This window comes from Methyloprofundus sp. (assembly GCF_965251085.1).
Taxonomy (GTDB): Bacteria; Pseudomonadota; Gammaproteobacteria; order Methylococcales; family Methylomonadaceae; genus Methyloprofundus.
The window spans coordinates 2,795,736-2,821,996 of record NZ_OZ252594.1 but is presented as its reverse complement, the minus strand read 5'-3'; the positions used below and the strand labels follow the sequence as shown (position 1 = coordinate 2,821,996).

The 26,261-nt window shown below is 41.5% G+C and carries 25 protein-coding genes; 21 read left to right on the top strand and 4 right to left on the bottom strand.

The annotated features are described in order from the left end of the window. Positions 1–21: 21 nt before the first annotated feature. The 6 genes from ACQY3F_RS13110 (at position 22) to lipB (ending at position 4,794) form a co-directional block, all read left to right on the top strand. The gene (locus ACQY3F_RS13110; protein ID WP_428352931.1) at positions 22–1,218 is read left to right on the top strand and encodes an ISAzo13 family transposase; all 1,197 of its coding nucleotides are present in this window, start codon (positions 22–24) and stop codon (positions 1,216–1,218) included. A gap of 71 nt (positions 1,219–1,289) precedes the next feature. Next, positions 1,290–2,444: a D-alanyl-D-alanine carboxypeptidase family protein gene (locus ACQY3F_RS13105; RefSeq protein WP_428355325.1), complete on the top strand. Its 1,155-nt coding sequence runs from the start codon at positions 1,290–1,292 to the stop codon at positions 2,442–2,444. 4 nt (positions 2,445–2,448) lie between these two features. Next, positions 2,449–3,288, top strand: coding sequence for a D-amino acid aminotransferase (locus tag ACQY3F_RS13100; protein WP_428355323.1), 840 nt, complete (start codon positions 2,449–2,451; stop codon positions 3,286–3,288). Then, positions 3,285–3,557, top strand: a complete 273-nt coding sequence (locus tag ACQY3F_RS13095; protein ID WP_428355321.1) for a YbeD family protein — start codon at positions 3,285–3,287, stop codon at positions 3,555–3,557. Before ACQY3F_RS13100 ends, ACQY3F_RS13095 begins: the two co-directional genes overlap by 4 nt. A gap of 123 nt (positions 3,558–3,680) precedes the next feature. Beyond that, a complete protein-coding gene (locus ACQY3F_RS13090; protein WP_428355320.1) occupies positions 3,681–4,181 on the top strand; it encodes a DUF523 domain-containing protein in 501 nt (166 codons plus the stop codon). Next, positions 4,171–4,794 carry a lipoyl(octanoyl) transferase LipB gene (gene lipB, locus ACQY3F_RS13085; protein ID WP_428355318.1) on the top strand — a complete coding sequence of 208 codons (624 nt, stop codon included), beginning with the start codon at positions 4,171–4,173 and terminating at the stop codon, positions 4,792–4,794. The genes ACQY3F_RS13090 and lipB overlap by 11 nt, the downstream gene beginning before the upstream one ends. Here lipB and ACQY3F_RS13080 read toward each other — a convergent pair. Further along, complete coding sequence (locus ACQY3F_RS13080) at positions 4,787–5,323, bottom strand: hypothetical protein (protein ID WP_428355316.1); 537 nt, start codon at positions 5,321–5,323, stop codon at positions 4,787–4,789. The two genes, lipB and ACQY3F_RS13080, sit on opposite strands and share 8 nt — an antisense overlap. Positions 5,324–5,793: 470 nt before the next feature. On the opposite strand from ACQY3F_RS13080, the gene ACQY3F_RS13075 reads away from it, so the two are divergent. The 3 genes from ACQY3F_RS13075 to ACQY3F_RS13065 all read left to right on the top strand — a co-directional run bounded on the left by ACQY3F_RS13075 (position 5,794) and on the right by ACQY3F_RS13065 (position 9,163). Beyond that, the gene (locus ACQY3F_RS13075; RefSeq protein ID WP_428353676.1) at positions 5,794–6,258 is read left to right on the top strand and encodes a hypothetical protein; all 465 of its coding nucleotides are present in this window, start codon (positions 5,794–5,796) and stop codon (positions 6,256–6,258) included. Beyond that, entirely contained in the window at positions 6,255–8,051 is a 1,797-nt protein-coding gene (locus ACQY3F_RS13070) for a putative transposase (RefSeq protein ID WP_428357611.1), read from the top strand. The genes ACQY3F_RS13075 and ACQY3F_RS13070 overlap by 4 nt, the downstream gene beginning before the upstream one ends. A gap of 359 nt (positions 8,052–8,410) precedes the next feature. Then, positions 8,411–9,163, top strand: a complete 753-nt coding sequence (locus ACQY3F_RS13065; protein WP_428355314.1) for a glycerophosphodiester phosphodiesterase — start codon at positions 8,411–8,413, stop codon at positions 9,161–9,163. Between the two features lie 255 nt (positions 9,164–9,418). Here ACQY3F_RS13065 and glnD read toward each other — a convergent pair whose 3' ends face one another. Further along, complete coding sequence (gene glnD, locus ACQY3F_RS13060; protein ID WP_428355313.1) at positions 9,419–12,037, bottom strand: [protein-PII] uridylyltransferase; 2,619 nt, start codon at positions 12,035–12,037, stop codon at positions 9,419–9,421. Then, complete coding sequence (gene map, locus ACQY3F_RS13055; protein ID WP_428355312.1) at positions 12,034–12,798, bottom strand: type I methionyl aminopeptidase; 765 nt, start codon at positions 12,796–12,798, stop codon at positions 12,034–12,036. The genes glnD and map overlap by 4 nt, the downstream gene beginning before the upstream one ends. Positions 12,799–13,085: 287 nt before the next feature. Here map and rpsB point away from each other — a divergent pair, with 287 nt between their 5' ends. The 12 genes from rpsB to ACQY3F_RS12995 all read left to right on the top strand — a co-directional run bounded on the left by rpsB (position 13,086) and on the right by ACQY3F_RS12995 (position 24,535). Then, positions 13,086–13,829, top strand: coding sequence for a 30S ribosomal protein S2 (gene rpsB / locus ACQY3F_RS13050; RefSeq protein ID WP_428355311.1), 744 nt, complete (start codon positions 13,086–13,088; stop codon positions 13,827–13,829). Between the two features lie 141 nt (positions 13,830–13,970). Then, positions 13,971–14,849 (top strand): translation elongation factor Ts, encoded by an 879-nt coding sequence (gene tsf, locus ACQY3F_RS13045; RefSeq protein WP_428355309.1) that lies wholly within the window; start codon positions 13,971–13,973, stop codon positions 14,847–14,849. Between the two features lie 199 nt (positions 14,850–15,048). Next, positions 15,049–15,768 (top strand): UMP kinase, encoded by a 720-nt coding sequence (gene pyrH, locus ACQY3F_RS13040; RefSeq protein WP_428355307.1) that lies wholly within the window; start codon positions 15,049–15,051, stop codon positions 15,766–15,768. Positions 15,769–15,773: 5 nt separating this feature from the next. Further along, positions 15,774–16,331: a ribosome recycling factor gene (gene frr / locus ACQY3F_RS13035; RefSeq protein WP_428355306.1), complete on the top strand. Its 558-nt coding sequence runs from the start codon at positions 15,774–15,776 to the stop codon at positions 16,329–16,331. Positions 16,332–16,342: 11 nt separating this feature from the next. After that, the gene (locus tag ACQY3F_RS13030; RefSeq protein WP_428355304.1) at positions 16,343–17,098 is read left to right on the top strand and encodes an isoprenyl transferase; all 756 of its coding nucleotides are present in this window, start codon (positions 16,343–16,345) and stop codon (positions 17,096–17,098) included. Positions 17,099–17,153: 55 nt separating this feature from the next. Then, positions 17,154–18,026: a phosphatidate cytidylyltransferase gene (locus ACQY3F_RS13025; protein WP_428355303.1), complete on the top strand. Its 873-nt coding sequence runs from the start codon at positions 17,154–17,156 to the stop codon at positions 18,024–18,026. Then, the gene (ispC, locus tag ACQY3F_RS13020; RefSeq protein ID WP_428355302.1) at positions 18,023–19,207 is read left to right on the top strand and encodes a 1-deoxy-D-xylulose-5-phosphate reductoisomerase; all 1,185 of its coding nucleotides are present in this window, start codon (positions 18,023–18,025) and stop codon (positions 19,205–19,207) included. Before ACQY3F_RS13025 ends, ispC begins: the two co-directional genes overlap by 4 nt. Further along, positions 19,207–20,568, top strand: a complete 1,362-nt coding sequence (rseP, locus tag ACQY3F_RS13015) for an RIP metalloprotease RseP (protein WP_428355301.1) — start codon at positions 19,207–19,209, stop codon at positions 20,566–20,568. Before ispC ends, rseP begins: the two co-directional genes overlap by 1 nt. A gap of 43 nt (positions 20,569–20,611) precedes the next feature. Continuing rightward, positions 20,612–21,334: a DsbC family protein gene (locus tag ACQY3F_RS13010; RefSeq protein ID WP_428355300.1), complete on the top strand. Its 723-nt coding sequence runs from the start codon at positions 20,612–20,614 to the stop codon at positions 21,332–21,334. A gap of 281 nt (positions 21,335–21,615) precedes the next feature. After that, on the top strand, positions 21,616–22,284 hold the full coding sequence (rpe, locus tag ACQY3F_RS13005) for a ribulose-phosphate 3-epimerase (protein ID WP_428355299.1): 669 nt from the start codon (positions 21,616–21,618) through the stop codon (positions 22,282–22,284). Between the two features lie 162 nt (positions 22,285–22,446). Then, entirely contained in the window at positions 22,447–23,106 is a 660-nt protein-coding gene (gene rpiA / locus ACQY3F_RS13000) for a ribose-5-phosphate isomerase RpiA (protein WP_428355298.1), read from the top strand. 490 nt (positions 23,107–23,596) lie between these two features. Further along, positions 23,597–24,535 carry a hypothetical protein gene (locus ACQY3F_RS12995; RefSeq protein WP_428355296.1) on the top strand — a complete coding sequence of 313 codons (939 nt, stop codon included), beginning with the start codon at positions 23,597–23,599 and terminating at the stop codon, positions 24,533–24,535. 295 nt (positions 24,536–24,830) lie between these two features. Here the strand turns inward: ACQY3F_RS12995 and ACQY3F_RS12990 are convergent, their stop codons facing one another. Next, positions 24,831–26,132, bottom strand: coding sequence for a DUF3422 family protein (locus ACQY3F_RS12990; protein WP_428355295.1), 1,302 nt, complete (start codon positions 26,130–26,132; stop codon positions 24,831–24,833). Positions 26,133–26,261: the final 129 nt, after the last annotated feature.

Genomic DNA, 26,261 nt, shown 5'->3' with positions numbered 1-26,261 from the left:
CACACTAGGCAGATAAGCTTGTTGATATTAACAGATAGCATTATAGGTTGGATTATAAATACAGCCCATCGTTTAAAAGGCTCGGTACGTCGTATATTCATGGCTGAAACGGTGGAGCTACTAGGCTCAGGTGGTGCAAGTATTGCTGAAGAAAAACTAGGATGGAATAGAGGCACTATCCGAAAAGGACAATATGAACTTGAAACTCAGCCCATAGAAGATAATTTTTCAGCGAGAGGGCGTAATAAAAGTGAAGAGCATTTTCCTCATCTACTTGATGACATAAAAAAAATTGCTGAACCGGAGTGTCAAACGGATCCCTCTTTTAATTCCTGTCGATTATATACCCGGCTAACGGCTAAAGAAGTTAGAAAACGTTTACTGGAGATTGATTATTACGATGAAAAAACATTACCTTGCTCAAAAACTATCAATACAAAATTAAATGACCTGAGTTACCATCCAAAAAAGGTACAAAAAACAAAGCCTCATAAGAAAATCAAGGAAACGGATGCAATTTTTGAACAAGTTCATTCAGTCAATGGAATGGCAGATATCAACCCAAAAGAGATTCGTATATCAATTGATGCCAAAGCAAGAATGAATATAGGAAATTTTTCACGGGGAGGACGAAATCGGGTTTTAACAAAAGCAGAGGATCATGATTTAGATGTTAAGGAAAAGTTAACTCCTTTTGGTTTTTATCTGCCTGAACATGATGATTTTTTCCTTTTCTTTACAGCAGGCTATGCCAGCAGTGATTTCATCGTTGACCGATTGGAAGAAATTTGGCCAGAAATTCAAGAAAAATATGGAGTAGATATTCTGACAATTAACGCTGACAATGGTATGGAGAACAGTAGCTCCAGAACTCAGTTTATAAAAAGGCTTGTGGAGTTTGCTGAAAAAAGCAACATAAAGATAAAACTGGCCTACTACCCTCCTTATCATAGTAAATATAACCCAATTGAACGAGTATGGGGAGCCTATGAAAATCATATTAGTGGCGACATAATGGATACAGTTGAAACAACTTTAAAATTTGCCAAAAGTATGACCTACAATGGCAAAGCACCTATTGTTAAATTAACAGAAAAAATATATGAAACAGGAGTAAAGGTAGGTAAAAAAGCAATGAAGACGTATTATCAGTTTGTTGACCGAATGCCATCGTTGGAGAAATGGTTTTTGACCATTTCTCCTGGTTGTTCTGGATGATTATTTCTTTCCATCTCCCTTAGATATACATGGTATAATTTTTTCAACTTATAGTTCATACCCTTACGTTTATGTTCCCAAAAATCCAGCAACAATTAGTTTTATTTGTTTTTTTATTACTGCCTTTGACCTACAGTCAGGCAGAAAATGAAATAAAAATACCTGCACCCCCTCGCTTGAATGCAAGCAGCTATTTTTTACAGGATTTCGATAGTGGACGAATTTTAGCCGAGAGAAATGCGGATGAAGTGCTTCCACCAGCAAGTCTGACTAAAATTATGACGGTTTATATCGCTTTTCGTGAATTGAGTAATAACCGCTTGAGTCTTGATGAGATGGTCACTATCAGCGAAAAAGCCTGGCGTACACCGGGTTCAAAAATGTTTATTGAAGTTAATAAACAGGTCAAGGTAGAAGATTTACTCAAAGGCATCATTATTCAATCTGGAAATGATGCCAGTGTTGCTATTGCAGAACATATCGCAGGTGATGAACATACTTTTGCTGAAATGATGAACCAGCAGGCGCAGCGTCTGGGAATGTATAGTACGCATTTTATGAATGCCACAGGTTTACCCGTTCCTGACGAACATTACACAACGGCACGCGATTTAGCGACTTTAACGCGTGCGGTGATTAATGAATTTCCAGAATATTATCGCTGGGATTCTGAAAAAGAATTCACGTATAACAATATCACCCAACAAAACCGCAATACTTTATTATGGCGCGATGAGTCAGTTGATGGAGTTAAGACGGGACATACGGAAGAAGCAGGGTATTGCTTAATCGCATCTGCAAAACGCGAACAAATGCGTTTGATTTCAGTCGTTTTAGGTACTAAAAGTAAGAGCGCCCGTGCCAATGAAAGCCAGACTTTATTGAATTATGGTTTCCGCTTTTTTGAAACGCACAAGCTCTACGACGCGAATACCGAATTAACCACTGCCAGAGTCTGGAAGGGCGCAAGCGACACAGTAAGCCTAGGTGTTCCAGAAGACTTATACGTGACCATTTCCAGAAGACATTATAAAGAAATGAAAGCGGCAACCAGTGTTGACGTTAATATTATGGCACCTGTAAAACAAGGTGATCAGCTGGGTGTGGTTAACGTTACCTTACGTGATGAAACCGTTCGGTCTATGCCTTTGGTAGCACTTAATGCTGTGGAAAAAGGCAGCTTTTTACAGCGCACCTACGATTCAGGTTTAATGTTAATCAAATAAGCTTATGCAAGGTAAAGCAGTTTATTTGAATGGCGAATATTTGCCTTTATCAGAGGCAAAAGTTTCCGTGCTGGACCGAGGGTTTTTATTTGGTGATGGCGTGTATGAAGTGATTCCCGCTTATTTCGGCCATTTATTTTGCCTGGAAGCACATTTGCAACGCCTGAATAATAGTTTAAATGGGATACGCCTGACAGTCTCTTTAGATACTCAGCAATGGCTAGATATCATACAGCCGTTGTTAGTTGAAGGTGAGGCGCAATATATTTATCTGCAAATTACCCGTGGCGTAGCCGATACCAGGGACCATGCATTTCCGCAGCAGAGCAAGCCAACAATTTTTGCCATGTGTTCTGCGATTGCTCCTTTTGCACGAGAACAGGGCGTAAAAGCAATTACTCTGGATGATATGCGCTGGGAATTGTGTAGTATTAAAGCAACGACCTTATTGGCAAATATATTATTACGTCAGCAAGCGGTAGATAAATCCTGTGCTGAAGCTATTTTGATTAAAGACGGCTTTGCTACAGAAGGCGCTGCGAGTAATGTTTTTGCTGTGATAGAGGGTGTATTGGTCACGCCACCCAATAGCAATGAAATTTTGCCGGGCATCACCCGAGATGTCATTATAGATTTAGCTAAATCAAATAAGATGAGTCTGCGCGAAGAAGCAATTGCCGAAGTAGATTTGCGCAAAGCAAGTGAAATCTGGTTGACCAGTTCTACGCGAGAAATTTTACCGGTTATCACGCTGGATAATGAGCGAGTAGGTGATGGCCAGGTGGGTCCTGTGTGGGAAAAAATGCAGCAATTATTTCAACAATACAAGCGAGCAGTTTCATGACCGAATTAGAACATGAATCACCCTTTGATTTCCCTTGCCAGTTTCCGATCAAGGCCATGGGTAAAAATATCCCTGATCTGGATGCGATTATCGTGGAACTGGTTCGTCGCCATGTGGAGGATTTAACTGAAGGAGCCGTTAAAACACGCTTGAGTAAAGGCGGCAATTTTATTGCCATTACGGTAGAAATTGAAGCACAAAGCAAAGCGCAACTGGATGCTATTTATACGGATTTAAACGCTTGCCCGCATATAACTATGACGTTGTAGGGCGTGGCTTTAGCCCGCCAATTTTTAGATTATTAAAGGCGGGCTAAAGCCGCGCCCTACGGTTTATATCGAAACCTGCATTCCAGAACTCACTATTTTATAGTAATCCCCGAGTACGCAAGAATGCCACAAATAAAATCCATAGCAATCAGCGCCTGCCTACTAGGCCATAAAGTCCGCTACGATGGGGATCACCAGGAAAACACGATCATCAAGCAACTAACCGAGCACTTTACTATTATTCCCGTCTGCCCCGAAGTAGAAATCGGTCTGGGTGTGCCGCGTGCAAAAATAGAACTACATCAACAAGGCACAAAAATTCATTTGTTAACCTGTACTCAGCCGGTAGTCGATCTAACAGAAAAGATGATGAGCTATGCAGAAACCTTTCTGGACAATTCGCAAATATCCGGTTTTATTTTAAAAGATAAATCGCCGAGTTGCGGAGTCGATAATTGCAAACAATGGAATGAGAAAGGGAAAATGCAACGTAATGGCACAGGCATTTTTACGGCTGCAATTTTAAAGTTAAAACCTGGCTTACCGATGTTACAAAGTAATTTAGTAACACAGGCGAGTGATCTGGATAATTTTATCCAGCAAGTGGCTGCTTATGAAGATTAGTATTTATAATAAAAGCCACCAAGACTATCTAAGTTGCTGGCAGAAAATGCAGGATTTTACTTTGGCCAGAGGTGAACATAGCGCAGATGAAATCTGGATAGTCGAACATGCTCCGGTGTTTACTCAGGGGCTCAATGGTAAACCGGAACACTTATTACAGGCTGTAGATATTCCGCTAGTCAATACTGATAGGGGCGGACAAATTACCTATCATGCGCCAGGGCAGTTGGTTGTTTACACGCTTATAGATATTAAGCGTAGAGGGCTGGGAGTACGCCAGTTGGTGAGCATTATTGAACAGGCTATGATGACAGCCCTTGCTCAATATGGTTTGCATGCAATTGCAAAAGCTGAAGCACCAGGCGTTTACATTCAGGGCAAGAAAATTGGCTCAGTGGGCCTACGCATTAAAAAGGGCTGTAGTTATCATGGCTTGAGCTTAAATAACAATATGGATTTAAGCCCGTTTAGTTTTATAAATCCTTGCGGATACCAAGGCTTGCAGGTTACACAACTAGCCGAACTGGGGGTAAATATTAACACTAGTGAACTGGCGTTACCTGTGGTGAATTCTATCGTTGATGCGCTCGGTGAAATTCCGGCTATTAATTAAATATTTTTAATCCGCCTATCGCCCTGATGGCATAATGGCGGTTTGTTATATGAGTAAAACTGGTTGCTGCATCATTACTGCCCCCTGCATCAGAGTTCGTTAACAGTGTTGTGCCATTGTTATCCTCGCTATAACTCACTGAACTCTGGTCGGGATAGTACATACCCACAAAATCTCCAGCCTTAACATCAATTAGTTTGTTGCGTAGTTCAAACTGATTATATCCCTCTTGGGGTGTTTCTATTTCGCTCCTACCAACGACAATGAATTTATCACCTTCCCGTCTGTAAATAACCAGCTGGACTAAATTTTCATTATTGGCAATAATTTCCCAGCGCTTAAGTATACCCCCGGCATTAAAAGGCTTGCCTAGGTCAATTATATGGAAGTTTCTCCATGAGTCGGAAATTTCATTATTCAGAAAGAGGCTTTGATCTATAATAGTAGAGCCAGCTTTGGTAGGTCCGGTTAGGAATATTATCAGGGCAAGCATAATGCCTGAAAATAATGCGGGTAAAGTTTTCATCATTAGACTCCTTGAATTATCATGAGTTTAGTTGTTATTCGTATTTGTTATGGGGCCTGTGTATTTACTCATAAATTAAGGTCATGAACTATGAACTAAATCACTTTGAGAAATTTTTTTATAATTCTCTTTGTCTAAGTACGCGGACAGCGAATGTAGCTTAAGTTGCTTTGTCCAGGCTGGAAGGGGAGGCAGAATGTACCTTTCTCTTGTTAAACAATACGTTTAAATACATAATTAACCTAACTGGGGAGTCATCTTGTGCGTTAGAGTGTCATAAAAAATGCCTGGATAAACAACTTCAGACATCTTGATTCGCTATCCTGAAAGAAATCCATTAAAACTTAAACTAGGCAATATAATTAAAGGGTTAGGGAATTATTGTCAAATGATTGATATTTTCAGCTAAAGAAATGAAAACGGTACTCATTTAGGTTAAACTAAGCCCTCATATCATACGAGGTATTCAATTAATGCAGCAACTCATGCTCCCAATAATTCCTCAGGGTACGACTATTATAAATGGTCAGGTCAGTGTTGATAACCGAAATGATGAGTGGTTTTATTTCCTCGGCGGTATCCCGATCTATTCTCACCAGGCTGACAATAAGAGATTATTTAGACTTCACACCTCTCAACTCATCAATACCGGCTCCTGTCGTTCAATCGATATTATTACAACCTTTGGTGTCTCTAAAAGTAGTGTTATGCGCTCATTAAGGCAACTACGAGAAAAAGGGGCTGATTCGTTTTTTGAACCTCGCCCGACTCGCAAGGGAGGACCACTCTTTACGCTTGAGGTTTTGCAGCAAGCTCAGGAATATCTGGATCAAGGTATGACGCCTAACGAAGCCGCTAAAGAATTAGGCATCCGGGCAGATACCTTTCGCAAGGCGATCAGTGATGGACGTTTAAAAAAAAGTCTGCCGTATCAATAGACCCCAATGATGGCAGTACCAAATCAGCCCGTGATATTATTGATGCCAGTGCAGCCGAGTCACTCGGTACGGCCTGCACTCGAGTAGAAGAGCGAATCCAGGCGGCTTTGGGTGAGCAGGAAAAGGGAGCCTCAATCGAATTCGAATCCTGTTTAGATGTTCCTAAAGGCGGTGTGTTATGTGCATTGCCCGCGTTACTTAGCAATGGCTTATTAAATGACATTGAGCACCACCTTGGCAAACTGACAGGTTATTATCAAACCTTTCATATCCTATTGCTACTCGCCTTTATGGGACTATGTCGCATCAAAAATGCCGAACAACTTCGCGAGCATGCACCGGGTGAATTCGGCAAACTACTTGGCCTGGATCGGGTTCCCGAAGTGCGCTGTTTAAGAACCAAAGTAAAAGGACTGTCTGATCCAGAATCAGTTGAAAGCTGGGCGGCCGACCTCAGTCGACAATGGATGGAAAATGAACCAGAGGCAGCAGGAACACTCTACATAGATGGTCATGTCCGTGTCTATCATGGACACTTGACTAAACTTCCCAAACGGCATGTTTCACGCGAAAAACTCTGCTTACGGGGTATCACCGACTACTGGGTTAATGATGGTACGGGGCGTCCCTTCTTTGTCGTTGAAAAAACGGTGGATCCGGGCTTACTAAAAACGCTGGAAGAAGATATCGTCCCCCGATTACTCAAAGACATTCCGAATCAACCGAGTGCACAAGCATTACAGCAAAACAAACAAGCCTGTCGTTTTATCCTGGTGTTTGATAGAGAAGGCTATAGCCCCGCATTCTTTAGAAAGATGTGGGACAAGCATCGTGTCGCTTGCATGACCTATCATAAATTTCCCACCGAAAATTGGCCACTGGACAATTTTTCCAGTCAGGAGATCACACTACCGAGTGGTGAAAAAGTCATCATGAAACTCGCCGAACGAGGCAGTCTGGTTGGAACCAAAAAACAGGCGATGTGGATGAGAGAAGTGCGCAAGTTGACTGATTCTGGTCACCAAACCAGTATTATTACCACAGCCTATGAACTAGAATTGACGGCTGTTTCTGGGCGAATGTTTAGCCGGTGGTGCCAAGAGAACTTTTTTAGATATATGAAGCACCACTATGGGCTAGATATGCTACAGGAGTATGGAATAGAGCCACTATCCGATACCCAAAAGGTGGTCAACCCTGATAGGCGCCAACAGGAAGGACAGCGTAATTCGATACAATCCAAACTCAATTACCGTCTATCTCGATTTGCAGCGATGGAACTTCATCCGGTGATTAAAAAAGATGAAACGGAAGATGTGAAATACAAGAAATGGGAAAGAAAACGAGCAGAATTACTCGAAGAAATAGAGCATTATGAAAATGAACTAAAAACCATCAAGGAAAAACTAAGCCAAACGCCCAAACACATTACCTGGCAAGAGTTGAGAGACGAAGATAAGTTCGAACAGCTTCTGCCAGGGAAAAAGCGGCTGATAGATACTGTCAACATGATCGCTTATCGGGCAGAAACAGCAATGGCCGCTCTGCTAACCTCACCGACAATCGACTTTCCGATGGCAAGGCAACTATTACAAACGCTGTTTGTGACAGAAGCAGATATATTACCCGATGAAGTAAAAAAACAACTTCGGATACGTGTGCATAGTACTTCCCGACCTGCAAGTAATAAAGCAATAGAAAAGTTATTTGAACAACTCAATCAAACGGAACTCAATTATCCAGGAACCGATCTGCGCTTAATTTATGAGCTGACTTCATCCGCAAAAAATTAGGAAATGGTCTCAAATTAGTTTCGTCTGAATCAAGATGTCTGAACTTAGTGCTGCATTGTTTAAATAAAGTAATTTCGTGTGCCACGCGCAGTCGTTCTACACTCTGGGCTCTTCGCTACTAAATACGTTCGCATATTTTCAGTCATGATAAAGTTTTCCATTCTACTTTGACTGCGTGTACCTCGCGCTGATTTTGAACAAACTGCTAATTCAAGTTCTGCATTATTAATTCGTGCTGTGATGATTTCTTTAGTTAAACTGATTTTTCTAGGTTTAAGCAGCCAATTGCACCGTTATGGGTATAGGTTGGCAAAGCTCTTTGTGCTACTATCAAGATTGCATATTAAATGGGCTAAAGCATGAGAATAGAACCCTTAAATTTTTGTAATATCTATGCGCACCGAGGTGCCAGACTGGAAGCTGCAGATAATACAAGGAAGGCCTTTGAAAAAGCATTGTTGTACCCAGTCGATGGCATGGAGACAGATGTACAATTAACAAAAGATAGTGTATCTGTACTCTGGCATGATCGCTATCTTGATAAATTGGGTTATCCAGGAAAACACATCGATGATTTCACTTTTGCAGAACTGCAGCAGTTTAATTTCGCGGCTTTTTTTACAGGTGCCGAAGAGGAAGGGGTCTTTAGTTTACAAGCCTTTGTCAATCAGTATAGAGGCCGCTGCAAATTACAGATCGAAATCAAGAATCGTGAGTGGGAAACACTGCAGCGGCAGCAAAAAAAAGTGCAGCAATGCCTAGAAATTCTAGGTTCAGCTCATGATCTGGATGTGTTTATTTCCTCGTTTAATCTGCACAGTCTGCAATACGCACATCGATTAAGCACTGATATAGAACTGGTTTATGCTGTGGATGAAAGTGATAAAATTTCGGATATTATAACGACGGTGAGCGAAAATCATTTTTTAGCGGGAATCTGTCAGCCCATTGCAACACTTAATGAAGAGCTGGCTGACTTTCTGCGGGAACACAATAAACTGATTGTGACCTATACTTGTAATACTGGGCAAGATATTCAAAAAGCTTTAGACCTTAACGTTGACATATTGATCACTGATGATCCGGCAAAAGCAATACATATGAGAGGCTAATGTAAAGACCAAAGCTGGCGTTGAAAAATCAGCAGTTGGACTTGCTGGTCTGTGGCGGCGCGGCATTTATGGTGCATGGATTGCCTATGATGCTAGAAAAATCAGTTGCTCACGGCTTCTAGCACAAGTTCTTGATTCCACCGCACTTGCAAAAAATATCCGCCTAAGCTATGGGTGAAGCTAAGATTTTTTGAAAGTATTATATGAATTCAATATCTTGCACTATAAATTCGCGCTCAACTGATTTTTCTAGAATTATTGTCTGAGTAAGTTTTTTAACTCATCAATAAAAACCTGTTGCTGTTCAGGGTTGATTGGTTGTTTATTCTGTGTGCTAAGGGTAAACATATCTTCGGCACGACTACCGATGGTGGTAATTTTTGCATTCAGAAGATTAAAGTGATGCTCGCGGAAAAGGCTGGCTAATTTAGAGAGTAGGCCTGGGTGGTCGGTGGTAATTAGCTCTAAAATACTATGCTGATTTTGCACATCCTGATGAAAATGTGCTTTGGTGGCGATAGGGAAATGCTCAGCCTGGCGTGATTGATGATGTAGGTTTTGCTCTAGTTTGCTGGATTGTTTTTGTAGTTGTTGATTGACGGTAGAGCATATATGTAATTCTCTGCGCAGGTCACTGATAGGTTCGCCTGATTGCTCTAATACTTGAAAGCTATTTATTGCGTATTGGTTCTCTGTGGTAATAATTCTTGCATCCAGGATGGTTAGGCCAAGTTTATCTAATGAGGCGGTTGTATTTGAAAAGATAAAATCTTCTTGCTGGTGAGCCGCGTAGATAAAAATTTCCGCACTACCTCGTTGATTTTGAGGGCGTAAAAGCACCAAAGGTAAATCCTGGTCGGCGCAATTATTGATGGCAATAGTATGCCAGATGATTTCATCGGCATAATAGCGCAGAAAATAATCGGAATTGATATGCTGCCAGGCTTTATCAATGCTGCTGTTGGAAAGGCCTTTTCTGAGTAGTTCGCTGCGTGCTTCTGCTTTGGTTTCCTTGATAGTGTCTTGTTGGTTAATCGGGTTTTCCAGTCCGCGTCTTAAGGCATTCAGGGTTGCGATATAAAGCTCTTTAAGCAATGAGTCTTTCCAGGAAGTCCAAAGCTTGGGGTTGGTTGCTCGTATATCGGCAACTGTCAGTAAATAGAGATAATTCAGGTTTTCCGTTTTACCAACCTTTGCTGAGAATTCATGGATGACATCGGGGTCGCTAATATCCTTGCGCTGGGCCGTCGTTGACATGACCAAATGGTTTTTGACTAGCCAGCAAATTAGCTTGGTATCGTGCTCTGAGATTTCATGATCTATACAAAACTGTTGTGCAATGACTTGACCTAGTTCGGAATGGTCGCCTTTTTTGCCTTTAGCTATATCATGAAATAATCCAGCTATATAGAGTATATGCGGCTTAGAAATTAACAGAAAGATATCATTGCAAAAGGGCAGTTCATGATTGTGCTTGGTTAGCGCAAAGCGGCGTAAATTACGGATGACAAACATTGTGTGCTCATCCACGGTATAGATATGAAATAGGTCGTATTGCATACGCGCGACGATGTTATCAAAGCTTGGCAGGTAGGCTGCCAATATGCCATAGCGATTCATACGCCGTAAGGCTGAAGTGATGCCGCGAGGCTGACGTAATATTTTGATAAACAGTTGGCGGTTTACTGGGTCTTTGCGGAAGTTATCATCGATCAGGTGTAAATTACTTCTAATCAGGCGAATTGTTGTTGCTCTTACGCCTTTTAATGAGGGGATTTTTTGTATTAGTATGAATATCTCAAAAAAAGCGTGCGGGTGGGTTTGGAAAATATTGACACTACGTGCGGCGATATATCCAGCTATGCTGTCAAATTTGTCGTTTATGACATTTGCTTTGTAGGCTTTATCATCATGGGGCAGGCAGTATTCGTTGAATAGTTGCAGCAGTGTTTCGTTAAGGCGCTCTAATTGCATTACGGTTTTAAAAAAAAGCTGCATAAACTGCTCGACACCGTGATTATTCTCCTGCTCAGTAAAGCCGAAAGTGTTCGCTAGGTCACGTTGGTAATCAAACAGTAAACGGTCTTCGCAGCGTCCGGTTAATAAGTGTAATGCGAAACGAATTTTCCATAATAATTCCTGAGCAGCATATAGTTCCTCATATTCTGACTGTGGTAAAAAATCGAATTTTGTGAGTTCGCCTAAGGTTGCCGTTTGATAATGATGCTTGAATACCCAGGCTAAAATTTGTATGTCTCTCAAGCCGCCTGGACCTTCTTTAATGTTGGGCTCAAGGTTATAAGCCGTGTTATGAAATTTTAGGTAGCGTGATTGTTGCTCCTCGATTTTTGCGTTATAAAATGCTTCTGAAGACCAGGGTGGGTTGGTTGATAATTGCTTGCCAAGGCCGGAGTTTAGTTTTGGGTTCCCTATCAGGTGGCGAGATTCCATCAAGTTGGTGAGGATGGTTTGATCATCAATACAGGCTTGAAAGCATTCTGAACTACTACGTACGCTTAATCCTAGCTTTAACCCGATATCCCAGAGAAAGGTGCAGAAATCACTGAGTTGTTGTTTTTCGGCTTCGGTCGTGTCGTCGTGAAAGAGTATCAGTAGGTCAATATCAGAATGTGGGAACATTTCCTGGCGACCATAGCCTCCCACCGCGACTAAGGCAAAATTATCTGGGTTATCGCGAATAAAGTATTTCCAGGGAATACACAGTGCCTCATCAATAAACTGTGTTTTTGCGTGTAAGAAGTCTTGAATCGGTTTTTGCGGAGAGAATGTTTCTTGCAATAGGATATTGTGTCGTTTTATAGCCTGTTTGATTCGTTTGGCATCGGGGCGGGGTTGGGTGTTGATAGGGTTCATTGTTCTTCTTTGCGTAAAGTTAGAACTTCATGCCCTGTCGGGGTAACCAGGATGGTATGTTCCCATTGAGCAGAGAGTGAGCGGTCCTTGGTAACAGCAGTCCAGCCATCTTTTAAAACTTTGGCATGGCGCTTGCCGATATTGATCATCGGCTCAATAGTCAATATCATGTTTTCTTTTAGAGCAATGCCTTCGCCGGGTTTGCCGTAATGCAGTACCTGGGGCTCTTCGTGGAATTTCTTACCTATGCCATGACCACAGAACTCGCGTACGACCGAGTAGCGATTCGATTCGGCATGTTTTTGGATAGCGTAGCCAATATCCCCTAAAGTGCAACCTGGTTTAACGTGTTCAATTGCGAGCATTAGGCATTCCTGGGTAATGCTGCATAAGCGCTTCGCATGGGGTGCAACATCTCCTACATAAAACATCTTACTGGTGTCGCCATGATAATCATCTTTGATGACGGTGATATCCACATTAATAATATCGCCTTTTTTTAGTTTTTTATCATTGGGAATGCCGTGACAAATTGTATGGTTGATTGAGGTGCAAATTGATTTGGGAAAACCACGATAATTAAGGGGGGCTGGAATGGTGTCCTGGATATTCACCATATAATCGTGACAAAGCTGATCAATTTCATTACTGGTGATGCCCGGTACTATATGAGGCTCTATGAACTCTAGAACTTCTGCTGCTAGTCTTCCGGCGATGCGCATTTTTTCAATTTCGGCATCCGTTTTAATAGTAATGGTCATGAGTGTGAGCTTAAACGTAAGGTGAAATAAATAGTATGTTATCAGACTTTCAGAATAGATAAGCTTTAACAGGTTTTTCGTTGTTGTAAAAAGATAAATATGGTATAAAGGTAAGTTCATTAGTGCTCTGCTTGACTGTTTTTTAGATAGTCGGCCTGGCATGATTAAAACTCACATCTATCGTCACGGTTGGTAGGGTGCTGGTTTTTTATAAAACTGGTTTCCAGCTGGGGTAGGTGGAGGCGTAACCCTTTCGGAATTGCTTCCGAAAATTATTGGAGAAAAAAATGGCCGCAGTATCAATGCGTCAAATGCTAGAAGCAGGTGTTCACTTTGGGCACCAAACTCGTTACTGGAATCCTCAAATGGCACCTTATATCTTTGGTGCGCGCAGCAAAATTCATATTATTAACCTGGAAAAAACACTTCCTTTGTTTAATGATGCAATGAATTATGTAGGACAAATGACAGCAAATAAAGGTAATATTTTATTTGTTGGAACTAAAAAATCTGCTCGTAAAGCAGTTGCCGAGCAAGCTCTTCGTTGTGGCATGCCTTACGTAAATCACCGCTGGTTAGGCGGAATGCTAACTAACTTTAAAACCATTAAAAAATCAATTGGTCGTTTAAAAGAGCTGGAAGCAATGCAAGCAGACGGTACTATGCTACAGCGTTTTAGTAAAAAAGAAGCGTTGGGTATGGAACGTGAAATGGAAAAACTAGAGCGTAGTTTAGGTGGTATTAAAGACATGCGTGGAACTCCTGATGCAATTTTCGTGTTAGATGTGGGTTACGAAAAAAATGCATTAAGCGAAGCGAAAAAATTAGGTATTCCTGTTATCGGTATTGTTGATACTAACAACTCTCCGGTTGGTGTTGATTACGTTATTCCTGGTAATGATGATTCAATTCGTGCAGTTAAGCTATATACAGAAAGTATTGCTACCGCTATTTTAGAAGCGAAAGCTGCAAGACTGGATGTTTCTGCTAAAGCTGATGAGTTTGTTGAACAAGTAACAGACGCGGAGTAAGCGATTAAACAAACAACAAGCAGTTGTTTGTTGAGCTTTTAGGACGCCTCCATCTGGGGGCGTTTTTATAGAATTAGACCTGAGTTTTTGTCGCTTTAAAGACAATGGACTCGGGTTAAAGAACTTTAAGGTATAAATAGCATGAGTGTAACTGCTGCAATGGTAAAAGAACTACGTGGAAGAACGGGTTCTGGAATGATGGAATGTAGAAGAGCTTTGGTTGAAGCCAATACTGATATGGAGCTTGCAATCGAAAACATGCGTAAAGCAGGTTTGGCAAAAGCGGATAAGAAGTCGAATCGTATTGCCGCTGAAGGGCGTATTGCAGTCGCGCAAAGTGCAGATACTAAGAGTGCTGCCATTATTGATGTGAATTGTGAGACTGATTTTGTTGCTAAAGGCGATACTTTCAAAGAGTTTGCGAATGCAGTGGCAGAAGCAATTCTAGCCGCTGATGTTAGTACGGTAGATGAAGCTTATACGCTTAAATTAGCCGATGGCAAAACGATTGATGAAGTACGTCGTGGTTTGATTGCTACTCTGGGGGAAAATATCACTTTAAGGCGTTTCCAGAAAGTGGCTACAGAGGGTGGTACAGGTTTTTACCTGCATGGTGAAAAAATTGGTGTTTTAGTTGAATTAGCAACACCGGATGCTGAATTGGCTAAAGACGTTGCAATGCATGTTGCGGCAAGTAAGCCTATGTGTGTTGCTGAAGCTGATGTACCTGCAGAGACTGTAGCAAAGGAAAAAGCAATTTTTGTTGCACAAGCAGAAGAGAGTGGTAAGCCAGCCGCAATTATTGAAAAAATGATTGGTGGTCGTATCAAGAAATTCCTTGCTGAAGTGACTCTGGAAGGCCAGTCGTTTATTAAAGATGACAAAGTAACCGTTGCTCAGCTTGTAAAAGGTAAAGGTAATCAGGTGCTAAGTTTTATTCATCTACAAGTGGGTGAAGGCATAGAAAAAGACGAAGGCGATTTTGCCGCTGAAGTTATGGCGCAAGTTCGCGGAGCCTAAGTCGCGTTAAACCTTTGGACGTGAGGGGTATTGCGAAGGTCGCATACTGTCTGTAATATTTGTTACGGGCAGTTTAACGCCAGGTCTAAGAAAATGGAAAGGAGCAAAACTAAATAGTAAATCAATGGATTGCTATTATTTACAGCATAGGTAAGAAACTAAACCTAGAAAAATCATTAACCAATAAAGGAAAATAGTCATGACTAAACTCATTTGCCAAAGAATTATGCTGAAATTAAGTGGTGAAGCGTTAATGAGCGAAACGGGGGGCAATATTGACCCGGCAATCGTAAAGCGCTTGGCAACAGAAATAAAAGAACTCTGTGATGCAGGCGTACAGGTTGGTTTAGTTATTGGTGGGGGAAATATTTTACGCGGTGCAGACCAGGCTGCTGAAGGTTTAAATCGCGTTACGGGCGACCAGATGGGAATGCTGGCGACGGTAATGAATGCTTTGGCAATGCAGGATTGCTTAGAGTTTCTGGGCCAGCCTGTGCGGGTAATGAGTGCGCTGAAAATCAACCAGGTTTGTGAAGATTATATCCGCCGCAAAGCTGTTAGGCATTTGGAGAAAGGCCGAGTCACCATTTTTGCTGCAGGCACGGGAAATCCATTTTTTACCACGGATTCGGCTGCAAGTTTACGAGCGATTGAGGTTGATGCGGAGTTGATGATTAAGGCAACTAAAGTAAAAGGTGTCTATTCCGCAGATCCTGAAAAAGTTGCGGATGCTGTTTTTTATCCGACATTAACTTATGATGAAGCATTGGATCAACGACTGAATGTTATGGATACTACGGCATTAGTACTTTGTCGAGATAATAATTTACCCATGCGGGTGATGAATATTTTTGAATCAGGTGCTATTATGCGTTTGATGCAAGGTGAAGATATAGGCTCTCTTATAGAGCGAGGATAATAATAATGATAAGTGATATTCAACAAGATGCATCTGGCAAGATGGATAAAAGTATCGAAGCGCTTAAAAAAGGCTTTACAAAAATAAGAACAGGTCGTGCTCATCCCAGTTTGCTGGATCAGGTAGTTGTGTCTTACTACGGTGCTGATACCCCCTTGTCTCAGGTGGCTAGTGTTGCTGTTGATGATTCACGTACTCTGGCTGTTACACCCTGGGAAAAGGGTATGATGCAAGCGATAGAAAAAGCCATTATGTCTTCGGATCTAGGATTGAACCCAGTGACAAATGGCAATATTATTCGTGTGCCATTACCTATGTTGACTGAAGAACGTCGTCGTGATTTGGTCAAAGTGGTTAAAGCAGAAGCCGAGAATGGTCGCGTCTCTATTCGTAGTATTCGCCGTGATGCTAACTCTGAAATAAAGGAAGCATTAAAAGAAAAAATGGTCTCCAAGGATGAGGCACATGCAGGTGAAGAAAAAGTTCAGAAGATTACCAATGAATACATCAAGCAGGTAGAAAAGCTTTTAGAGGAAAAAGAGGCTGATCTACTGTCGATATAAGGCACATTATTATGCAAGAAAAACCAGGCGATATGGATAAGTCGCACTACCCTAAGCATATAGCCATTATTATGGATGGTAATGGCCGCTGGGCGCAAAAGCGTCATTTGCCTCGCATAATGGGGCATCCGGCTGGGGTAAAAGCAGTTAAGCGAGTGGTCAAGTTTTGTGCCGAGGAAGATATACAGGTGCTTACTTTATTTGCTTTCAGCAGTGAGAATTGGCGTCGCCCTAAGGATGAAGTTTCCAAGTTAATGGGACTTTTTATGCTGACCATGGAAAAAGAAGTCAAACGTCTGCATAAAAATAATATACGTCTGCGCTTTATCGGCGAGCGTACTGATTTCTCAGAGAGTATTCAGCTTAAAATGGCCGAAAGTGAGCAGCTGACGCAAGATAATGCCGGATTAACTCTGGTAATTGCTGCAAATTATGGGGGACATAGAGATATAACCCTTGCTGTACAGGATATTGCTCAACAGGTTAAAGAAGGAATTATTGCGCCTGACGAGATCGATGAGACGATGATCGCCGGTAGCTTATCGATACCCGATTTGCCAGACCCTGATTTGTTTATCAGATCAGGAGGGGAGAAGCGCATTAGTAATTTTCTGTTATGGCAACTGGCTTATACAGAGTTTTATTTTACGGATGAACTTTGGCCAGACTTCAAAGCAGAAACCATGCAAGTAGCGATTGATGATTTTCTCACCCGGGAGCGTCGATTTGGCCGGACTAGTGAACAAGTTCAAAGTATGTCTAACTAGATTTTATTGTTAGGCTGTCTTTTTATAACCTTTTTTAGAAAAAATAATAAAAAATATGTTACTTCAACGCGTTATTACAGCTTCTATCTTGGCTCCTTTGGTAGCTTTGGCTGTTTTTAAATTAGATCATCTCTATTTTTCAATACTTTGGGCCGTTATTATATTTGGCGCTGCCTGGGAATGGGCAAACCTGGCAGGCGTTAAATCAGTCATAGGAAAACTAGCGTTTTTACTTGTTATGCTGTTGCCAATGTTATTCCTACATTTCTGGACCCAGGTACTTGAAATTATTACGCAGTTAACTAACTATCCTGAAATTAGAAAATATTCGGGTGTGATAGAAACTTTGATGATTCCTATCGTTTTGTTCTGGCTTTGGATGATGTTTAAAATTCGCAAGTCTGCTGATGAATTATTAGACCCCAATAAAAGCAAGGGTAAACAGTTATTTATTGGTGGTTTTGTTTTAGTTTCAGCATGGTTCTTCTTAAGCCGCTTAATGGTAATGGAAGAGCCTGCTATGACCATGTACTTGTTTCTGTTAATCTGGGCTGCTGATGTTGCCGCCTATTTTGTCGGTAAAAAATTTGGTATTACCAAATTAGCGATAGAGATTAGTCCGGGGAAAACAGTAGAAGGTATGTATGGCGCGATAGGCGCTGCAGTTGTTATGGGCTTGTGTTTAACACTGTATTTTGGTTATCCTGCGTTGGTCACTATTGATTTTATTTTACTTTCAGTCATTACCGTCATGGTCTCTATTTACGGAGACCTATTCTTTAGTGCGGCAAAACGTACTCGTGGCGTTAAAGACAGCGGTTCAATTTTACCTGGGCACGGTGGGCTGCTGGATCGTCTGGATAGTTTTATTGCAGCAATTCCTATCTTTTATTCTGGTGTTTGGTTTATACGGTGGATGTATTCATGAAGGGAATATGCATATTAGGAGCGACAGGCTCGATTGGTGTTAGCACTTTAGATGTTGTTAAGCGCCATGCAGATCAATATAAGGTCATTGCTTTAACGGCGAATACTAATACCTATGCTTTATTTAACCAGTGTATGGAGTTTAAGCCTGAATATGCAGTGGTTGTTAATGAAGCAAAGGGTGCTGAATTTAAACAACAAATCGTCGGCACTGATATTGCTGGCATGACGGTTCTGGTCGGTGCTGAAGCATTGGAAACGGTAGCAACGCTAGAATCGGTTGACTCTGTTATGGCTGCCATCGTTGGCGCCGCAGGATTACTTTCTGCATTAGCAGCGGCTCAGGCAGGTAAAACAGTGTTGCTTGCCAATAAAGAATCACTGGTAATGTCGGGCGACATTTTTATGCAGGCGATAAAAGACGCAGGTGCAGTCTTATTACCTATTGATAGTGAGCACAATGCCATCTTTCAATGTATGCCTGCTAACTATACGGCTGGGCATGATGCGCATGGTGCAAGACGTATACTCTTAACGGCATCCGGTGGCCCGTTTAGAACAACACCTCTGGATCAATTAGCGGATGTAACCGTGGCTCAGGCAGTAGCACATCCTAAATGGGATATGGGCAGAAAAATTTCAGTTGACTCTGCGACCATGATGAATAAAGGTCTGGAGTTAATTGAAGCGTGCTTGCTATTCAATATGCAGCCGGAGCAAATTCAAGTCGTTATTCATCAGCAAAGTATTATTCACTCGATGGTAGATTATGAGGATGGCAGTGTGCTGGCGCAAATGGGTAATCCCGATATGCGTGTGCCGATTGCCCATGCAATGGCATGGCCTGAACGGTTTGACTCGGGAGTTGCGCCACTGGATATTTTTGCGGTCAAGCATATGGATTTTGAGCCGGCTGATTTAAAGAGATTTCCTTGTTTACGTCTTGCAATGGAAGCCATTTCAGCTGGTGGTATTATGCCTACCGTTTTAAATGCGGCTAATGAGGTTGCTGTTGAAGCCTTTTTAAATGAGCAAATACGCTTTACCGATATTCCGCTGGTGATAGAACGCAGTATGCATCAATTTACGCCTACACAGGCCGATACTTTAGAACATATTCTTGATGCAGATAAGCAGGCTCGGGAACAAGCTGATAAAGTTATTGAAACGTTAGTTGCCTGATGGAAACTTTAAATTCCCTGTTTTATTTTATTGTCGCCGTCGGGCTATTAGTTGCGATTCATGAGTTTGGTCACTTCTGGGTGGCTAGAAAAGCCGGGGTAAAAGTACTCCGCTTCTCAATCGGTTTTGGTAAGGTTATCTGGAAATATCAGAAAGATAGTGCCGCGACCGAGTATGTCTTGTCGGCAATTCCTCTGGGTGGCTATGTAAAAATGCTTGATGAGCGTGAGGGTGATGTTGCAGCAGAAGATTTGCCCTATGCGTTTACGCAGAAATCTTTATGGGCACGCACAGCTATTGTTGCAGCGGGACCAATCTTCAACCTATTGTTGGCAGTATTGCTTTACTGGGCCATTTTTATGCTGGGTGATACCGGTATGCGTCCTGTGGTTGGTCAGGTTGAATCAGGTACTTTGCTGGATAAAGCTGGGTTTGTGGAAGGTGAAGAGATCGTTGCCGTTAATAATAGAAACACCGCGACCTTGCGCGAAGCCGTTGAAACAATTCTATCCTCAGCAATGGATGCTGATCAAGGTATACCGGTAGAAGTAAAAACTGCAGAAGGCGCTCTACTGACGCATAATTTAGTCATCCCTTTAGAGTTTAGCCAAGAGCCAGAACGCTTATTTGCAGAACTCGGTTTTCAGGCATGGCAACCTGCTTTAATTCCTGTCATAGGACGAGTAATACAGGATAGCGTTGCTGCGCATGCGGGTTTGCGGGTCGGGGATTTGATTGTTAGCGCGGATGGCATTGAATTTACGGACTGGATGGACTGGGTCGCGTATGTTCAAGAGCATGCAGGTCAGCTTATGAATGTTATAGTCGAGCGTGATGGACAAATAAAGGATATTGCTTTAACTCCTGAGAATGTTATCGAGAATGAGAAGATTACAGGAAAAATTGGTGTAGGAGTTCAGGTTCCGGAAGGTTTACGTGAATCAATGATGATCACATACTCACTACCACCTTTACAGGCACTACAAGCAGCAGTCGAACGTACCTGGTATTATTCCGGTGTAACTTTAAAAATGATGGGCTATATGTTTGTTGGCAAGGCATCGGTAGAAAATCTGAGCGGGCCAGTAAGTATTGCAAAATATGCAGGCAAATCTGCAGAAATGGGCTTGATAGCATTTCTTAAATTTTTAGCCATAGTCAGTATCAGTTTAGGGATACTTAACTTATTACCTATCCCGGTTTTAGACGGTGGGCATTTATTGATGTTTGCCATTGAAGCAATTAAAGGCAGTCCAGTGTCTGAGAAAGTGCAAATATTTTTTCAGCAAATTGGCATGACAGCCTTATTAGCATTGATGGGGCTGGCCATGTTTTTAGATATAGAGCGTTTATTTCAATAACAAACAGCCCTGCTGGGCATGTTTATACTTTTATGGATTAGAAATGAAAAGATTTATACAGACGTTATTAGTAGTTAGCTTTTTTATATCCGCTAGTGCAAATGCGGAACTGGATAAAAGTGAGTTGAAAAAGGTGCTGATGGAAAGTATGCCATCACTGGTAGTTGAAGAAAAGAATATCAGCTCTTCTGAAATAAAAGGTCTGTATGAGGTGATGGTCGGAGCGAATATCTACTATGTGTCTGTTGATGGCAGATATTTAATTCAAGGTCGTATGTTTGATTTAGTAGATAAAAAAGACTTAACTGAAGAAAAACTGGCGGTTGCAAAAGCAGCCATGATCAATGCCGTGCCATTAGAAGAAATGATCATATTTAAAGCACCTATGCAGAAATATGTGATTAATATATTTACAGATATAGACTGTGGCTATTGCCGCAAGCTACATTCTGAAATTGATCAATATATGGCAGAAGGAATCACCGTTAGATATTTATTCTTTCCACGCGCTGGGAAAGGCTCAGATTCTTATAAAAAAGCAATTTCAGTCTGGTGTGCAGATGACAGAGCGGCAGCTTTAACAGCCGCTAAATCTGGTACAACTCCACCCCCTGAAAAAACCTGTGATAACACAGTTGATAAGCAAATGGCTTTAGGCGACGAATTAGGAGTACGTGGTACGCCAATGATGATTAGTCCAAAAGGCTATGTATATCCGGGGTATATGCCTGCCAAGCAATTAGTTGAAGCCTTGAGTCAGGAATAATAAAAGCGATCCTTGATTCGTGATAGATAAGATGTAATAAGCTATGTTAAGATTAAAAGTTGCATAAAGACGAGCATAGGCATCAGGAAATAAATAAGTGTCCAGTATTTGGGCAGTATTTTTGTTTGTCATCAGTGCTGTAGCAATAGGAGCACAGCAGGCTACGTAACTGTTGCTACTGTGCTGATGGCGGACAAAAAGGCTAGCAAGGATGTTTATTTGTTTCTAGGTGCCTTAGTATGACCTATAAAATATAACAATAATTTAATTGGAGAAACGATATGACTGATAACTGGATTGCACCCTCTATTCTATCTGCGGATTTTGCAAAACTAGGTGAAGAAGTTGATAAGGTCCTGGCCGACGGCGCTGATGTTGTGCATTTTGATGTAATGGATAATCACTTTGTACCTAATTTAACTATCGGGCCTCTGGTTTGTGATGCACTAAGAAAACATGGTGTTACTGCGCCGATTGACGTGCATTTAATGGTAGAGCCAGTAGATCGCATTATTCCTGACTTTGCAAAAGCAGGCGCAAGCATGATTACTTTTCACCCAGAAGCGTCCACGCATATTGATAGAACTTTGCAAATGGTGCGTGACTTAGGCTGTAAATCTGGTCTGGTATTTAACCCGGCGACTTCTTTATCTTATCTTGATTATGTGATGGATAAAGTAGATATTATCTTATTAATGTCAGTTAACCCAGGTTTTGGTGGCCAGTCATTTATTCCTGCTACCTTAGACAAGTTACGTGAAGCAAGAAAAAGAATTGATGACAGTGGTTTCGATATACGCCTGGAAATTGATGGTGGTGTAAAAGTAGATAATATCCGTGGAATTAAAGCAGCAGGCGCAGATATGTTTGTTGCCGGCTCTGCGATTTTCAGTCAGCCGAATTATAAAACGGTTATTGACGAAATGCGTGTTGAATTAGCAAAAGCATAGTCGCTAACGCTATTGCTCTGAACTCTAAATAATCGAAAAACGGGTTAAATGCTGCATCGGGGAGTAGGCTTTAGCCTACACTAGCCCTTATACAGGCAGGCTAAAGCCGACTCCCCAGTTTTTCCTTTTTTTAACTTACATAATGTTTAGGAAGATAAACGCATGACACAAGATGAAAGCAAACGTAAAGCAGCAGAAGCGGCTTTACCTTATATTAAAGGTGTTTCAATATTAGGTGTAGGTACTGGTTCGACAGTTAATCATTTTATTGATTGTCTGGTGGACTTTAACTTAACAAACGATATTAAAGGTGCGGTTTCAAGCTCGATTGCGACCACAGAAAGACTGAAAAAAATCGGTATTCCGGTTATGGAGCTCAGCGAATCAGGTAATCTGGATGTGTATGTCGATGGAGCTGATGAAGTTAACCCACTAAAAGAATTGATTAAAGGCGGCGGTGGTGCATTAACACGCGAAAAAATTATAGCCGGCGCAAGTAAGAAATTTGTTTGTATCGTTGATCAAAGCAAAACAGTTAAAGTATTAGGTGAGTTTCCTCTGCCGATTGAAGTTATCCCAATGGCACGTAGTTATGTCGCACGTGAAATTGTTAAACTAGGTGGCCAGCCCATCTGGCGGGAAAACTACCTTACCGATAATGGCTGTGAAATTATCGATGTACATAATATGCAAATCGCAGAGCCACTGGCACTGGAAAGATTAGTTAATAATATTGCTGGAGTAGTAACAGTGGGTATTTTTGGCGTAAGACCAGCTGATGTTGTGTTGATTGCCACAGATTCTGGCGTTGAAACCATGTAAGTATTGGGGTTCAGCATTGCTTAAGAAAGGGCTAGTTTGCTTATAGTATAAAGCAAGCTGGCCCTTTTTTTGTCGCTAATATATATTGACCAGCATGAAGAGTGCTAAGGAAGACGTATATTAGTCTGGATAAAGATGCAATCTTACTACAAATAGGCAGCCATGCTCAGTTGTTTAAATAGAGGCACTAGTGCGGCACTAATACGGATTTAACAACTATTATCCTAAAAAAATCAGTTGCCCACAATTTCTAGCACAAGCTCTTGATTCCACAGCACTTCAGAAAAATACCCACTTAAGCTATGGGTGAAGCTAAGGTTTTTTGATTGTATTATAATAACTCAATAACTTGCACTATAAATCCGCGTTCAACCGATTTTTCTAGGATGATGCCTCAAATATCTCAAGAAACATTATGAAACTATCTTTGTCTATATTGTGTTATCTTTCTGTGTTTATAAATACTAGCCTAGCTGCTGAATTACCTAGCGTGAGCACACTACTTCTTGAAACACCTTTTAGCGAAAAACATACGCAACAAGTGCTGGCAGGTAAAATTACTACCACCGATATCGTCCCGGTATCCAAAAATGAACTTGCTCAAGGCGTAGCCTGTTTAGTTAAAGATGATGCGCAAATTAACCTGGACACAATTCGGCAAGGTACATGGTTAGCACCCGAGCAACATATTCTAGCAAGCTCTCTAATAGCTGAAAATGCTACACCAGCTGATTTTGAGGCTATCCGCTTTAATGCGCAGAATGAAAAGGAGTTAAAGCGATTTATAGACGCCAAAGAGGGCAGGGAGCTTAATCTTTCTGCGCTGGAAATCAGCGAATTTGCAAAACTAAAGCAAGCGCAAAACAAGCATCTGGATGTACAAAATACCCAACTGCTTATTCAGAATATATTGCTGAAGCGTTATCAGCAATACCGCAAACTAGGCTTAAAAGGCTTGTCACCCTATGCGCGAGGTGGCAATAAACAAACGCAACCAGAATACCAGTTGAAGACTTCTCTGGAAGAATCTTTGGGATTGAAAAAATTGTATCCGCAGTTATATTCCTTGCTAAAGGATTATCCCCAGGGTATTAACGATTCGCTCGTCGAAGACTATTACTGGTACCTGGTAAACCTGGGTGATCGTCCGGCAGTGGGCTTGAGTCATCGCATCTATAGCAATAGTGGTGGAGTCACTTTGCAAATCGAACGTGGTTATTATATTAGCCATACTTTGGATTCAGTGCAGGTTTTTATAGGGCTGATACCGGTAAAGGAAGGCAACTTGCTAGTCTACATCAATCGCACTTGGACAGAGGAAATTTCGGGATTTTTCAGTTTTGTAAAACGAAAAATTGCACACAAAATTATGTTATCCGAAATGGATCATGTAATGAAAAATATTAATATCTGTAGAAAGGTGAATTAGTGAATCTCACTGTCCTGAAGATCGGACACTGTTCTAGCGTGTTCCTGATATTTAAATTAAACCATGGTGAAATCATCTTTTCGTCTGGACTACAACCCTATTTTCATCCTGTAGAGCGTGGTTTTAACCGACAAATTTATCTAATGCCTGAAAATTGAGCTAAGCCTCTGACGCTTGAAAAGCATGCTGGAGTTCAGGGTTGATAGGTGTTGTAGAGCGGACTTTAGTCCGTAATTTTCATGGCTATTAGCAGACTAAAGTCCGCTCTACCGGGAAAAGGAATAGTGTATACCAGTCATTCAATTTTTTTTATTACTTTATGCAAACGTCGTACACCGATAGCAACAATAATCAGCACAAAAGGAATGGCGACCCCGGCAATTATATCCGGATGAAATTCCTTGAATCCGAGTGTGTGAATTGCTTTTACGCTTGAGTGTAGTAGGCTGATAATATAGGTAGTGATGGCAACAATAGACAGGCCTTCAACGGTCTCTTGAAAGCGCAGTTGTATTTTTGCGCGTAAATCCATCGAGGTAAGGAGTGCCTGATTTTGCCTTTCTATGGAAATATCGACACGGGTGCGTAATAATTGACTGGCATTGCTGATTCTTTCCGAGATTGAATCGAAGCGCTGCGAGGTTGTTTTACAGGACATGATTGCAGGCTGTAGTCGTTTGGTCAGAAACTCACCAATCGTTTGTATGCCCTGAATTTTTATTTCGCGTATATCAGTAATGCGCTGTTCTACAATTTTGTAATAAGCCTGTGCTGCCCAGAAGCGAAATTGACTGTGTGAAATATGGCTTTCTACTTCTGCAGCTAGCTGGGTCAAGTTATCCAGTAAAACCGTATCATTACATTTGGGCTGGGCCATTGCCGTAGTAATATCTGATAAACGTTGCTCCGATTCATTTACTTTAGGGGCAAGCTGTTGCGCTATCGGTAGCGCTAGTAGTGCCATTACCCGATAGACCTCAATTTCAAAAAGCCGTTGCAATAATCGCCCTGCCTGTTGAGATTGTAGTTTTTTATCGAATATAATAAACCGGCTAAAGCCATCATTATGGATACGGAAATCAGTAAATGCCATGGCATCTTCGCCGGTCATTTTGGAACCTACGATTGCATTCCCTGCGAAATAAGCGCTGAGAGTCTCAGGGTCTACTTGTTGTTGCTGGTTGGCAGGCATTATCACTGCGTGAGCTGCAACAATGGTTTGGCCCGCTAGTTTATCAAGCCAGTCTATAGGCGCGAATGCTAATGCGGGTTTTGCGAAAGGGTCTTTTATGTTTACGCTGTTAACATAAAAGCAATAAGTGCTAAATTCACCATGTTGTTCCCAGTGAAGCAGAAAGTTATCGCAACTTGCAATAAAGTGTCTGGCATCCTTTTGGGGGGGGTTAATAGCAAATCTTTGACATAAGTTCGCTAAATGTACATGTTCTTGCTGCTTTTCCTGGTCACTAAAAGTGATAGCCAGATGGCTTGCGCTCACCGGGAGTTTTAATGATACGGGCGGGCGTGCATGAATCTCATTATGCAAGGCGAAGCGTTGCGCATGATTTTCAGGGATAGGGAATAATTTTGGCACCATATGATGTTTAGTCTGTTCATCCTAGAAGAATCAGTTGAGCGCGAATTTATAGTGCAAGATATTGTTTTCACAGTGCTTTCAGAAAATTTTAGCTTCACCCATAGGTTAAGCGGACATTTTTTGGAAGTG